The organism is Hoeflea ulvae (genome assembly GCF_026619435.1).
In the GTDB taxonomy this organism is placed as follows: domain Bacteria; phylum Pseudomonadota; class Alphaproteobacteria; order Rhizobiales; family Rhizobiaceae; genus Hoeflea; species Hoeflea ulvae.
The window spans coordinates 1,146,500-1,158,961 of record NZ_JAOVZQ010000001.1 but is presented as its reverse complement, the minus strand read 5'-3'; the positions used below and the strand labels follow the sequence as shown (position 1 = coordinate 1,158,961).

The window sequence follows — 12,462 nt, the reverse complement described above, 5'->3', positions numbered from 1 at the left end:
CCGATGTCGATGAGAGCTGGTGCAGGCCGGTCAAGGCTGACATGCCAAGCCACCTTGATCGCGACCCGACAATGCAGCTAGGTATGGGTTCGACATCCTGCAAACCGGTTCCGGCCGCGTGTCCGCCGAACCAGACATCTGCCGAGGGTTTCATGACCGATTACATCCTGTCCGACGAAACCCGCGCCAAGCTGAAGAAGGTCTCGACCGCCTCGGTGGCGACGGCCTTGTTCAAACGCGGGCTGCGCAACCAGTTCATCCAGGGCGTTGTCCCGGTGTCACCCAAGCCCGAGACCATGGTCGGCCAGGCATATACCCTGCGCTACATCCCGGCGCGCGAGGACCGAAACCCGATCACGGTGTTCCGCAACCCCGACCATCCGCAGCGGGTGGCGATCGAGACCTGCCCGGCAGGCTGGGTTCTGGTGATGGACGGGCGCAAGGATGCCCGTGCCGCCACCGCCGGCTCGATCCTGATCACGCGGCTGGCGCTGCGCGGTGCCGCGGGCGTCGTTTCCGACGCGGGATTTCGCGATGCCAAGGGCATTGGCGCGCTCGACATGCCTGCCTATTACGCCGGACCGTCGGCACCGACAAACCTGACCCTGCACGAAGCGCTCGACATCAATGTGCCGATTTCCTGCGGCGATGTCGCCGTGTTTCCCGGCGATGTCATGCTCGGAGACAATGACGGCGTCATGGTGATCCCGGCGCATCTGGCCGACGAGCTCGCCGATGAATGCACCGGCATGGAAAGCTTTGAAGATTTCGTGCTGGAGCAGGTCGAGGCCGGAGCCGCAATCATCGGGCTCTATCCCTGCACCAGAGAGGAACACCAAAAGGCGTTCGAGGCCTGGCGGGCGCGGACCGGCCGTTAGTACCGGTTCGGATGTGTGCATCATATGGGCCACTGACCATGCAAGCTGGCAGCCAGCCGGCTGAAATTCCCCGCTGCGGCCTTGTATTGTCCGGGCCAGCCCCCATATCAGGAACAACGCTTCCCCTGACGCCGGATGTACGCGCAGGGTGAGGCATCGAGGCCGGTCATTGACCGGCCTTTCCTATTTCGCCAGTTTGGCCTGTTCCAGCGACCAGTATTCCATCTCGAACAATTGCCCCGGCTTCAAGGGCGTAAAGCGGCCATAGGCTTCGGCTGCGAGCATGACGCGCATTGACTGCGATGTCAGATCGGCGACGATCTTAGCCTCTGCGGCAGTCTTGCCAATTCCGACCATGCCGGTGTTTTCTATCTGGGCGACCCGCGGCAGGCAATCAAGCATGACCTTGGGCTCCTTTGCCTCTGCAGCACCTGCATGAAAATAGGCCTCGTAGCGCGTGCCGTAATCCGTCAGGGCCTGGTCGATTTGCGTGGCGCTCTCGGTGCCTTTCAGCAAGAGCGGAAAGGGTTTGACGCGGATGACATGATCCGGCGTGACGGTGCCGCGCGTGGCGAGGTCGGCGAGATCAGGGTGAGCCAGGAAGGCACTGATTGACGGCCCGGCGCGGGCGTCCAGGGCGATTTTATCGGCAAAGACCGGACCGGCTGCCTGCAGCCGCTGTTTCAGAAGCTCGATGAACGGCGCCTGCTGCGGATGCTCGTCCGTCGGCAGGATGGTGACGCCGCGGCTGGCGAGATGACGTTCGGCCATATTGACGAATTCGATCATCCGGTCATAGGACTGCCGCGCGGTCTCGCCGAAGGTGAAGATCCCGTGATTGACCAGCCACAGCCCCTCGCAACCGGGATTGACCTCGGCGATTTCGGCTGCCGCAATCGACAGGTCGTAACCCGGCATCACATAGGGCACCACGGCCAGCCGATCGCCATAGATGGTACGGCAGATCGCATCGGCATCAGGTTGATTGACCAGAACCAGAACCGCCGTGGCATGGGAATGGTCGACGAATTTTGCCGGAAGGAATGCGTGCAGCAGGGTTTCCAGCGATGGATTGGGCGCCTTCGGATCCAGCAGGTTTTCACGCAGCAGCGCGACCATCTGCGGGTCGCTGAGCACCTGTGCCCTGCCCCCGGTGCGGATTGCCTCCAGGTGAAGCGCCGGAAGCCCCGGCGCCTCGATCGTCTCCAGATCCCAGCCGCTGCCCTTGACGTGCATCACCTCGTCATCGGCGCCGCGCACGGTCTTGACCGAGGTGTTGCCACCCCCGTGCAGCACCAGGTCAGGATCACCGCCGATCAGCCGCGACGTATAGATGCGCAGCGCAAGATCGCGGTCAGCCGGATCTTCGCCGGCATCCTGCTGCCAACGGGCGGCCTCGGCGTCGCTCCAGCGGTTTTGTGTCAGGCTGACGGTCACGGGTTCACCCTTGCATCGGTCAGATCCGACATCATCATCTTGTAGAAATCCTTCGAGCGCGGCCCGGTCATGATGTCGTCGAGCAGGGCCACGGTTTTTGCATAATGCTCGGTGTTGCGGTGCGCATCGACTGCGGCTTCATCGACGAAGACCTCGTAGATCGAGAAACGCGTCGCATCATCGGGATCCTGCAACACGTCGAAGCGCAGGTTTCCCGGCTCCTTCGTCGTGCCTTCGTAATTGATCCGGAAGGCATCGAGGAAATCCCCGATGCGGTCCGGCTTTACCTGAATATGAACAAGTTGAACCAGCATGTCTGCGTCACTCCACCCCGGTCTGGCCGTGCTTGACATTGAGTGCGTGGCGTTCGGTCCAGCTGTCTGGAACGTCGGCGCCGGTGTTGTCGAACCATTCGCGGACCGGAATGCCGGAGACCAGCGCGACATTGCCCCAGGGCATCCAGGCACCGGTGCGGACGATGAACTTGGCATTGCGGTAGCCGTCTTCGTGGAACCATTCGTTCGGCTTGACGCCGCCCTTGGCGTCGGGGAAGACTTCGGCGACGCCGTTCCAGGCGTTGGGATTGTTGGCCTTGGCATCGTCAATCATGTGATAGGCCTCGACCCACATATCCTGACGGATGGCGCGCAGCACCGTCAGAAGATCCGGAATGCCCGGGCACAGCGCCAGGTCGATCACCCGGTCCTCATAGGCCATGGGATAGCCGGCATCGACGACCATCATGATGTCGTCATGGCCCATTTCGGATATCGCCTTGCCAAGCTTTACGTTGAGTACACCCTTGCGTCGCATGTCATTTCCTTTTGAGATTTTCGGGAGTTGGTTCAGGCGTGTCCCTGAACAATGAGCGTGATGATTTCGTCCTGGGTGGTGGTGGCCATGTCGCGCACGCCGGCCATGGTGCCCAGATGCAGGATCGCCACCCGGTCGCAGACCTTGCGGACATGGCCGAGATCGTGACTGACCATGATGATGCCGATGCCGCTGTCGGCCAGTTCGCGCACGATGGTCAGGACCTCGTCGCGGGCACTGGGGCTGAGTGCGGATGTGGGCTCATCGAGAATGATGTAGCGGCTGCCGAAGGCCGTGGTGCGGGCCAGCGCGGACACCTGCCGCTGCCCGCCGGAGAGATGTCCCGAAGGCGTGCGCACATCGAAGGGCCGTACCGAAAATCCGTTGACGATCTCCTGCGCACGCTTGCGCATGGCGCCATATCTGAGAAAGCCGAGGGCGTTGGTCATTTCGCGCCCGAGAAAGATGTTGTGCACCACCGGCATCTCGTCAAACAGCGCCAGATCCTGGTAGAGCATGGCGATGCCTGCATCGCTGGCTTCCGAGGAATTGCGGAACTGATGGACCTGGCCGTCCACCTCGATGGTGCCGGCGTCGGGTGTCACCGCACCGGCGAGCACCTTCATCAGCGTCGACTTTCCGGCACCGTTGTCACCGAGCAAACCGACCACCTCGCCCGCTTCCACGGTCAGGTCGATGCCCTCGATTGCCGTGACCGCGCCGTAGTGTTTGGAAATTCCGCGAAGGACTACGCTCATGTCATGTCTTCCAGATTGCAACTTGTATGTCTTGGAACGCAGGGACCGGCTCCGGCCCCTGCGTCGTGTCGGTGAGTGCGGGACCTAGCGGTCGAGCTGTCCCGAATAACGGAAGGCGTAATCCGTCTCGGCGTCGATCTGCTCGGCGGTCATGGAGTAGTCGATCGGCTTGATAGTCGCGGCCAGCACCACGGGCACGTCGTCGCCCTCGGCATGAGCGCGAATGGCTTCCGCCACCGAAACGCCCCAGTCGTCATTGACGCGGAAGGCCGTGACCTTCAGGCCACCTTCCTTGATCGACTTCAACTCGTCGGCACCGCCGCCCCAGCCATTGATGATGACATCGTCAAGCTTGCCGCGTTCGGCCGCGGCCGAGAGAACGCCGAGCGCCACCGCCGTGTTGCCAGCATGCAGCATGGTGATGTCGGGGTGGCGGCTGAGCAGCGCCTGACCACCGCTGAAGGCGAGTTCGCGGTCGCCATTGGCCTCGAATTCGTCGACCAGCGTCATGTTGGAATTGGCGGTGACGCATTCGGCGAAGTGGTCGGAGCGCTGGCTGTCGATCAGGCCGGGAATATAGCGCACCAGCGCGAAGGTGCCTTCACCGCCGGTTTCACCAATTACCCAGCGGCACAAAGCCTCTGCGCCGATGGTGTGGTCGAAGCCGACATGGGTGAGCGGCTGCTTGTCGGTGCCGAGCGTGTCGACAAAGGGGTTCACCACATTCATCACCAGCGTCGGCATGGCCTCGGCAAGACGCGTGATGTTGGATTTCTGCACCTGGTATTCCGACGGTCCGATGACGACATAATCGAAATCGCCACCCAGAACCTGCTCGACCTGCACGCCCTGGCGGTCATGCTCGTCAGGACGGATCATGAATTCCGTCACTTCAAACGGAATTCCCATTTCCTCCAGCCGCGCCCGGGTCGAGATGTTCAGGCGCGCCCAGGCGTCCGATGTCTCGAGGCTCGGGAACATCATCGCGATCTTCAGCGGCTCGTCATAGGTCTTGGTGCTCTTGACTGTATCGGCCTGCACCCGCTGCATGAAGGCTTCCATCTTGGTGCGTTCTTCAGGCATCATCTCGTGCAGTTCGGGCAGCAGCAGATATCCCCGCTCCTGTGCACCGGCCGGCACCTCCTGTGCGGCCAGCGGCAGCGACATCGCAAGCAGCGCGGCGCCCGTCATCAATGCGGTCCTCATGGATATGGTCTTCATCTTGGTCTTCCTCCCTTTGGTTATGCGTTCGACTATTCTTCGGTCCTCGTATTGCGGCGCGAATAAAGGCCGATGGTGATCAGGATCACGGCGCCGGCAGCGACGTGCTGCCAGAAAGCCTCGAAGCCGAGGATCACGACGGCGTTGACGATGGTCGCCAGCAGCCATGCTCCCAGCAGGGTGCCGACGATCGAGCCACGGCCGCCAAACAGGTTGGTGCCGCCGACGATGACCGCCGCAATGGTGTTGAGCAGGATGGTGACTGCGCCCGATGCCACGACGGCGTCGAGACGGCCGGTCAACATGATGCCGCCCAGTGCCGCGATCAGGCCCATGAAGACATAGACGCCGATGCGGTAGTGCAGGACGCTGATCCCCAGCCGCTTGGCCGCGGTCGGATTGCCGCCGACGGCATGAAGCCGGGCGCCGACCTTGTGATAGGCAAAGATGAAATGGGCGATGATGACAACGGTCAGGCCGATCACCAGCGGCACCGGAATGCCCAGAAGACGCCCGCGGCCGAGCCACGTGATCGCCTCGGGAAAGGCGAAGAACACGCCGCCACCGGCATAGACCAGCGCCAGGCCGCGGAAAATCAGCTCGGTGGAAAGCGTGACGATGAAGTCGGGCATCTTGAGCTTGGTGATCAGGATGCCGTTGACCAGACCGCACAGCCCGCCGGTGGCGAAACCGATGAGGACCGACAGCCACAAAGGCAGGCCGAAATCCTTGAGCGCGGCGGCAAAGGCGACACTGGACAATGTCAGGATCGCCCCGATCGACAGGTCGATCCCCCGCGCGGTGATTACTGCCGTCATCCCGACGGCAAGCAGCATGATCAGCGAGGCATCGATCGAGATGGCGCGCAGATTGCCGAGCGAAAAGAACGACGGTGCGGCAAACCCCATGACGATGGCGATGATCAGCAGCATGACCGCAGGTGCGGACAGCGGCACCTTGGTCGGTCCGAAGAGCGGCGGCAGGCTGTTGCGCCAGTCCGCGACCTCAAGCTCGGCACGAAGCCGTTTGGCGGGGTCCTCCCGATTTTCCTGTACCAAACTCAAAACATTCTCCCGCAGTCAGTAAGATCATTTATTCCTCGTCCGAACATATGAACACATTGTTCCGTGAATCTGTCAAGGCATTCTTTCACCGGGCAGGCTCGTTTTTGCGCAGGCTTCGCCACCGCAGCGAGAGCCGCCGCGGCGCCAGCGAGGCCGGAATCGACTGATAGAGCGAGGAACGTCTATTGCATCAGGGTGTTGGCGGTTTCTTCATCGGTGACGAAAATGTCGATGAAATCGCCCTGCAGGGCCGCCCGGATCGCCGGGATCTTGTCCTGCCCGCCGGCAACCGCGATCATCTGCGGATTGCCGCGATAGCTTTCCAGGGGCAGGCCGATAACCCTGTCATGCAGGGGAAAGTCCAGCTCGTGGCCGTCCTTGTCGATGAAGCGGCACAGGACGTCGCCCACCGCGCCACCGCGCCGCATGGCACGAACTTCCGCAGGGTGAACATAGCCGTGGCGGATAACGCTGGCCTTTTCATCCACCGCGCCGATGCCGACCAGGGCGTAGTCGGCGCGCAGCGCCATGTCGAGCGTGCTGCGGACGCCGGTGTCGCGCAGCATGGCTTGCGCCACCTGCGGATCCTCGACGACCAGAGGCGCGGGTACGAGAAACATCTTGCGGTCGTTTCCGGCCAGCCGGAGACCGTCGACATAGGCCTGAACCCCGCCGGTCATAGCGACAAGGTCGATGCTGCGGTCCTGAAACAGGTGACCCAGCCGGTTTATCGCCGCGCCGACGGTTTCGCCCCACCCGACCGCGAGAAGCCCGCCCTCGTGCAGCTTGTGCATCAGGACCTGCGCCGCCGCCTGGCCGAGCCGGTCGCTGAGGGCTTCGGTCTCCAGATGCGGGATCACCCGTACTTCCTTCAATCCGAACCGGTCCTGGATGCGCTTTTCGATCTCGAGGCACCCCTGCAGGGCAGAGTTGATCCGCACCTCCAGCATGCCGGTGCGCCGGCCATTTTCGAGCAGGCGCGACACCTTGATCCGGGGCAGGCCAAGCTTTTCGCCGATCACCTGCTGCGTCAGTCCGTCATGATAATAATACCAGGCAACCCGCGCCAGAAGCGCGTCCTCATCGGACAAGGTGGCGATTTCGCGTTCTTTCATTGATGCCCCTCTTTTGCGCCGGGCGGCGACATTGGTGCCTGTGATTCCTGCCCATGAGTACCCCAACCGCTTCGCAAAGGTAAAATTTCAATCGCCGAAGCAGCCGCATGCGCCCGAAGGCACGGTCCCGCAGGATTTGGCGCGGCTGCGCGGAATGCTTGACGAGTGAAGCGCGAGGTGTTCATATGTATATTGTCACAGCAAATGATCTAAGTGTAAAGCGAACACTCCGGCCATCGCGTTCCAGATGGTGCCACACTCTACAGGAAGAAGAGCAATGACCAACAACGACCTGCGCGCGCCAGCCCATGCGCTTAACATGCGGCTCGTCGGACACTCCGATCAGGGCGGCCGGTCCGACGGCACCCAGATCATGGTCCGCGACGGATATGCCTATGTCGCCCATATCTTCTCCAAGGGGTTCAGCGTGATCGACGTGCGCGATCCGGCAAACCCTTGCACCGTAAATTTCATCCCTGCACCGCCCAACACCTGGTCACTGCATCTCCAGGTTCACGACAATCTGCTGCTGGCGGTCCATGGCGAGGACCATTTCGCCACACCGGCGAGCGATGACGAGAAGAACTACTACAAGGCCGACACCCACGACATCTCCAAGGCAATCGGCCACGGCGCGCGCGATTACTCTGCCGGCATGGCGGTGTTCGACCTGAGCGATCCCGTCAATCCACGGCAGATCGGCTTCATGCCGGTCAATGGCGTCGGTCTGCACCGGATCTGGTATGTCGGCGGGCGCTGGGCCTATGCCTCGGCGCAGCTCGAGGGATTTTCCGATTTCATCCTCGTCACCATCGACATGTCGGACCCGACCCGACCCGAGATTGTCGGCAAGTTCTGGCTGCCCGGCATGAACATTGCCGCCGGCGAGACCCCGGACTGGCCGCTGAGCCAGGGCCGCTACAGCCTGCACCATCCGATCGTACACGGCGACACCGCCTATTGCGGCTGGCGCGACGGCTGTCTCGTGGTGGTCGATGTGGCCGACCGGGCGGCGCCGAAAATGCTGGCACACCGCAACTGGGCGCCCCCTTTGGCGGCGGCACCCACAATTGCCTGCCCCTGCCCGACCGGGATCTGCTCATCGTTGCCGATGAGGCCGTGCTCGACAATGGAGAGGATGGCGACAAGCCGATCTGGGTGTTCGACATCCGCGACAAGACCAATCCGGTGTCGATCTCGACCTTTCCGAAACCGTCAGACCGGGATTACAAAAACGTCGGCGGGCATTTCGGGCCGCACAATATTCATGAAAACCGCCCCGGCAGCTTTGTCAGCTCCTCGCTGATCTTTTCGACGTGGCAAAATGGCGGCTTGCGGATTCACGACATATCGGATCCCTACGCCCCCAAGGAAGTCGGCGCGGTGGTGCCGCAGGCGCCCTACAAACATGTCGATCACCGTCCGGACCGACCGCTGGTCATAAACACCACGGATGTGTTCGTGGACAAGTCCGGACTGATCTATTTCACTGATTTCAGCGGTGGCGGATTGCATATCGCCGAATTCGACGGCTGAACTGTCCGCAACGCTTCGGGAGAACCAGATGCCTCAATATTATCTTGCCATTGATGCCGGCACCGGAAGCGGCCGCGCCGTGGTGTTCGACCAGACCGGGCGGCAGTGCGGATTGGGTCAGCAGGAATGGACCCATGTGGAGGAGCCCAATGTGCCGGGGTCGATGGCGTTCGACACCGGCGCAAACTGGCCGCTGCTGTGCCGCTGCGTGCGGCAGGCACTGACGGAGGCGGATGTTCGCGCCGACCAGATCAGCGCGATCAGCACCACCTCGATGCGCGAGGGCATCGTGCTCTATGACGCATCGGGGACCGAGATCTGGGCCTGCGCCAATGTTGACGGCAGGTCGACGGCCGAAGTTGCTGCGCTGAAGACGCGCGATGCCAGCCTGGAGCGGGAATTCTACCGCACCAGTGGTCAGACCTTTGCGCTGGGGGCCTGGCCGCGGCTTGAATGGCTGCGCCACAACCGGCCGGACATCTTTGACCGGGCGGCGCGGCTGTCGATGATCAATGACTGGATCGCAGCACGGCTGAGCGGTGAAATCGTGGTCGAACCGTCCAATGCCGGCACCACCGGACTGATGGATCCGACGACCAGGCAATGGTCGGACGAGCTGATCGAAAAGGCCGGGCTGCCGCGCGGGCTGTTTCCCGATGTCATCGAACCCGGCTCGGTGATCGGCCGCGTGACAGCAAAGGCCGCGCAGGAAAGCGGCTTGCGGCAGGGCACACCGGTCATCTGCGGCGGCGGGGACGTGCAGATGGGCTCGCTCGGGCTGGGCGTGACCAGCGATGGTGATGCGGCGATCCTGGGCGGCACCTTCTGGCAGCAGATCATCAACATTCCGGCCGGACGCTCCGACGACACCATGCGGGTCCGGATCAATCCGCATGTGATCGGCGGCCTCAACCAGGCCGAATGCATTTCGTTCTTCGTCGGCCTGACCATGCGCTGGTTCCGCGACACATTCTGCGATGCCGAACAGGCCGTGGCCAAGGCGCGCGGCATCGACGTCTATGCCTATCTGGAAGAACTGGCCGCCAAGGTGCCGCCCGGCAGCAACGGCATCATTCCGGTGTTTTCCGATGCCATGGATTTCGGGCAATGGTATCACGCAGCACCCTCGTTTCTGAACATGTCGATCGAACCGGGGCACACGACGCGGGCAAGCCTGTTTCGCGCGCTGGAGGAAAACGCGGCCATCGTGTCGAGCATCAACCTGGAACGGGTCATCGAGTTTTCCGGTGTCAGCATCGACAAGCCGGTCGTCTTTGCCGGCGGCGCCTCGAAAGGGGCCTTGTGGGGGCAGATTCTCGCCGATGTGCTGGGGCGCGAAGTCGCCTTGCCCAAGGTGCGGGAAGCCACGGCGCTTGGCTGTGCCGCCGTTGCGGCCTGCGGCATCGGCGCCTATTCCACCCTGGTGGAGGCAGGTGATGCGATGTCCGGGATCGACAAGATCCTGACACCAGACCCGGCGCTTGCGGGCGTGTATCGCGACACGCGCGCCCGCTGGGAAGCGGCCTATCCCGCGCAAAAGCAACTGGCCGACCGCAAGGTCACCACCTCGATGTGGCGGGCACCCGGCATCTGATGCCTGCCAGCGGGAGCCTTCCCAGCCGCTGGACATGCGCAGGCGCCGCAGCATCGTCCGGTGACAAGGCGTGCCCGCTAAAGTGAGCGGATGCGGGTGACGTAGTTTTCGAAAAAGTCGGAAAATTTCTTCACCCGCAGCGGCAATTTCTCGTAGGGCGGATAATAGAGCGTCAGCCAAAGCGGCGTCGGCTCCCAGTCGGGCAGTACCTGCTGCAGCCGCTCGGCGGAAAGCGACGGCTCGACGATGAACAGGGGCAGCAGCGCCACGCCTTCGCCGTTTTCGGCCAATCTCCCGATCAGGTCACCATTGTTGCCGGCAAGCGTCTGCCCGGCCCGGACCTTGTGGCTGCGGCCGGCATAGGACAGCTCCCAGATTTCGCTCAACGCCTCCTCGTCATAGGCGAGGCAGGCACGGGTGTGGAGATCTTCCGGCCTGGTGATGCTCCCGGCCGCCGCCAGATAGTCCGGGGCGGCAACCAGCACGCGGCGGACCCGGCAGACCTTGCGCCAGATCGTCGACTTGTCCCCGGGCGCCTGCGATATCCTGATCGCCAGATCGATATTGTCGGAAACAATGTCGATGAACCGATCGGTCAGATGAAGGGAAAGGGCGGTCTCGGGGTGTTGCGCGCGGAATCCGGAGGCGACCTCGGGCAAAATCTGCAGGCCCAGCGACAGCGGCGCATTGATCCGCAACAGCCCGGCCGCCTCGCCCTGCTGTTCGCGCACCTCCTCACCGGCCTTTTCGAACTCGGCGAGCAATGGCCCGACCCGCGCGGCATAGATCGCCCCGGCCGAGGTCAGCGACACCTGTCGGGTGGTGCGCAACAGCAATTGCACACCGAGCCGTTCCTCCAGGGCGCTGACCGCGCGTGTCACCGAGGGCGCCGTCATCGCCAGTTGGCGCGCCGCCGCCACGAAGCTGTGCAGTTCGGCGACGGCGAGGAAAGCCTTGATCTGGCTGAATTCGTTCATCAGTGATTATTACGGATAACGCAATAGTATTGTCAATATTATTGCCATTCAGTTTGACCTGATTATGCACCATCTTCTGCTCAGGCGCGCTCCACGGCCGCGCAGCAGAAAGGAACCCCATCATGATCACACAGATCAAGGGCCTTCATCACGTCACGTCGATGGCCGCCCAGGCACAGCAGAACAACGATTTCTTCACCAAGAAGCTTGGACTGAGGCGGGTCAAGAAGACCGTCAATTTCGATGCTCCGGAAGTGTATCACCTCTATTACGGCGACGAATTCGGCACGCCCGGATCGGTGATGACCTATTTCCCCTTTCCCAATATTGTCCAGGGGCAGCAGGGCGCAGGCGAGGTCGGCGAGACCTATTTCACCGTTCCCCGGGGCGCATTGGAGTTCTGGAAGGACCGGCTCGTGGCGCAGAATGTCAGCGGCCTGAGCGAGAGCGAAGTCTTCGGCGAGAAGCGGCTCCGCTTCGACGGCCCGGACCGCGACGCCTTCTCGCTGGTCGAAATCGACAATGACGGCAGAGCCGGCTGGCAGCATGGCGATATCGCCGCATCGGAGGCCATTCAGGGCTTTCGCGGCGCCAGCCTGCGGCTCAAGGACAGCGGCGCCACCGGCGAATTGCTGCGCTTCATGGGCTATGAGCAGGTTGACCGGCAGGGCAACCACACCCGCTTTGCAATCCCGGGCGGCAATGGCGCCGATGTGATCGACCTCGAGGCCGTGCCGGAGGCCGATGCGGCACGCCAGGGCGCAGGCTCGGTGCACCATATCGCCTTTGCGGTGGAAGACCGGGCGGCACAGCTTGAGGTCCGCAAGGCGCTGCTGGACACCGGTTACCAGGTGACGCCGGTGATCGATCGCGACTATTTCTGGGCGATCTATTTCCGCACCCCGGGCGGCGTGCTGTTCGAAGTCGCCACCAATGAGCCCGGCTTTGACCGCGACGAGGATGTCGCCCATCTGGGTGAGAGCCTGAAGTTGCCGAGCCGCTATGAGCAGCATCGTGAAGAGATAGCTCAACTGCTCGAGCCGATCACCGACTGACTTATCGAGGCGGG

13 protein-coding genes are annotated in these 12,462 nt (G+C 62.5%); 5 read left to right on the top strand and 8 right to left on the bottom strand.

Going from position 1 to position 12,462, the window contains the following annotated elements; genetic code table 11:
- Nucleotides 1-152: 152 nt before the first annotated feature.
- Nucleotides 153-878 carry a ribonuclease activity regulator RraA gene (locus tag OEG82_RS05475; RefSeq protein WP_267611427.1) on the top strand — a complete coding sequence of 242 codons (726 nt, stop codon included), beginning with the start codon at nt 153-155 and terminating at the stop codon, nt 876-878.
- A 183-nt stretch (nt 879-1,061) separates the two neighbouring features.
- Here the strand turns inward: OEG82_RS05475 and OEG82_RS05470 are convergent, their stop codons facing one another.
- The 7 genes from OEG82_RS05470 to OEG82_RS05440 all read right to left on the bottom strand — a co-directional run bounded on the left by OEG82_RS05470 (nt 1,062) and on the right by OEG82_RS05440 (nt 7,286).
- On the bottom strand, nt 1,062-2,315 hold the full coding sequence (locus OEG82_RS05470; RefSeq protein WP_267611426.1) for a class II aldolase/adducin family protein: 1,254 nt from the start codon (nt 2,313-2,315) through the stop codon (nt 1,062-1,064).
- Nucleotides 2,312-2,629, bottom strand: coding sequence for an antibiotic biosynthesis monooxygenase (locus OEG82_RS05465; protein ID WP_267611425.1), 318 nt, complete (start codon nt 2,627-2,629; stop codon nt 2,312-2,314). The genes OEG82_RS05470 and OEG82_RS05465 overlap by 4 nt, the downstream gene beginning before the upstream one ends.
- 7 nt (nt 2,630-2,636) lie before the next feature.
- On the bottom strand, nt 2,637-3,128 hold the full coding sequence (locus tag OEG82_RS05460; RefSeq protein ID WP_267611424.1) for an RbsD/FucU family protein: 492 nt from the start codon (nt 3,126-3,128) through the stop codon (nt 2,637-2,639).
- A gap of 32 nt (nt 3,129-3,160) precedes the next feature.
- A complete protein-coding gene (locus OEG82_RS05455) occupies nt 3,161-3,886 on the bottom strand; it encodes an ATP-binding cassette domain-containing protein (RefSeq protein WP_267611423.1) in 726 nt (241 codons plus the stop codon).
- Between the two features lie 84 nt (nt 3,887-3,970).
- Nucleotides 3,971-5,107 (bottom strand): substrate-binding domain-containing protein, encoded by a 1,137-nt coding sequence (locus OEG82_RS05450; RefSeq protein ID WP_267611422.1) that lies wholly within the window; start codon nt 5,105-5,107, stop codon nt 3,971-3,973.
- Nucleotides 5,108-5,139: 32 nt separating this feature from the next.
- The gene (locus tag OEG82_RS05445) at nt 5,140-6,171 is read right to left on the bottom strand and encodes an ABC transporter permease (protein WP_267611421.1); all 1,032 of its coding nucleotides are present in this window, start codon (nt 6,169-6,171) and stop codon (nt 5,140-5,142) included.
- Nucleotides 6,172-6,353: 182 nt separating this feature from the next.
- A complete protein-coding gene (locus OEG82_RS05440) occupies nt 6,354-7,286 on the bottom strand; it encodes a sugar-binding transcriptional regulator (protein ID WP_267611420.1) in 933 nt (310 codons plus the stop codon).
- Nucleotides 7,287-7,563: 277 nt separating this feature from the next.
- Here OEG82_RS05440 and OEG82_RS05435 point away from each other — a divergent pair, with 277 nt between their 5' ends.
- Genes OEG82_RS05435 through lsrK form a run of 3 tightly spaced genes read left to right on the top strand, consistent with a single transcriptional unit; the run spans nt 7,564 to nt 10,416 of the window.
- Entirely contained in the window at nt 7,564-8,592 is a 1,029-nt protein-coding gene (locus OEG82_RS05435) for an LVIVD repeat-containing protein (RefSeq protein WP_324288938.1), read from the top strand.
- A gap of 26 nt (nt 8,593-8,618) precedes the next feature.
- Nucleotides 8,619-8,822, top strand: a complete 204-nt coding sequence (locus OEG82_RS24210) for a hypothetical protein (protein ID WP_324288937.1) — start codon at nt 8,619-8,621, stop codon at nt 8,820-8,822.
- A 28-nt stretch (nt 8,823-8,850) separates the two neighbouring features.
- Nucleotides 8,851-10,416 (top strand): autoinducer-2 kinase, encoded by a 1,566-nt coding sequence (gene lsrK / locus OEG82_RS05430; protein ID WP_267611419.1) that lies wholly within the window; start codon nt 8,851-8,853, stop codon nt 10,414-10,416.
- Between the two features lie 77 nt (nt 10,417-10,493).
- Here lsrK and OEG82_RS05425 read toward each other — a convergent pair whose 3' ends face one another.
- Nucleotides 10,494-11,393, bottom strand: coding sequence for a LysR family transcriptional regulator (locus OEG82_RS05425; protein ID WP_267611418.1), 900 nt, complete (start codon nt 11,391-11,393; stop codon nt 10,494-10,496).
- Nucleotides 11,394-11,515: 122 nt separating this feature from the next.
- Between OEG82_RS05425 and OEG82_RS05420 the strand changes: the two genes are divergently transcribed.
- Nucleotides 11,516-12,448, top strand: a complete 933-nt coding sequence (locus OEG82_RS05420) for a VOC family protein (RefSeq protein WP_267611417.1) — start codon at nt 11,516-11,518, stop codon at nt 12,446-12,448.
- Nucleotides 12,449-12,462: the final 14 nt, after the last annotated feature.

Excerpts from the sequence above, each read along its gene's own strand:
- OEG82_RS05475 (WP_267611427.1), top strand. The coding sequence starts at position 153 with ATGACCGATTACATCCTGTCCGACGAAACCCGCGCCAAGCTGAAGAAG.
- OEG82_RS05465 (WP_267611425.1), bottom strand. The coding sequence starts at position 2,629 with ATGCTGGTTCAACTTGTTCATATTCAGGTAAAGCCGGACCGCATCGGG.
- OEG82_RS05460 (WP_267611424.1), bottom strand. The coding sequence starts at position 3,128 with ATGCGACGCAAGGGTGTACTCAACGTAAAGCTTGGCAAGGCGATATCC.
- OEG82_RS05455 (WP_267611423.1), bottom strand. The coding sequence starts at position 3,886 with ATGAGCGTAGTCCTTCGCGGAATTTCCAAACACTACGGCGCGGTCACG.
- OEG82_RS05450 (WP_267611422.1), bottom strand. The coding sequence starts at position 5,107 with ATGAAGACCATATCCATGAGGACCGCATTGATGACGGGCGCCGCGCTG.
- OEG82_RS05440 (WP_267611420.1), bottom strand. The coding sequence starts at position 7,286 with ATGAAAGAACGCGAAATCGCCACCTTGTCCGATGAGGACGCGCTTCTG.
- OEG82_RS05435 (WP_324288938.1), top strand. The coding sequence starts at position 7,564 with ATGACCAACAACGACCTGCGCGCGCCAGCCCATGCGCTTAACATGCGG.
- lsrK (WP_267611419.1), top strand. The coding sequence starts at position 8,851 with ATGCCTCAATATTATCTTGCCATTGATGCCGGCACCGGAAGCGGCCGC.
- OEG82_RS05425 (WP_267611418.1), bottom strand. The coding sequence starts at position 11,393 with ATGAACGAATTCAGCCAGATCAAGGCTTTCCTCGCCGTCGCCGAACTG.
- OEG82_RS05420 (WP_267611417.1), top strand. The coding sequence starts at position 11,516 with ATGATCACACAGATCAAGGGCCTTCATCACGTCACGTCGATGGCCGCC.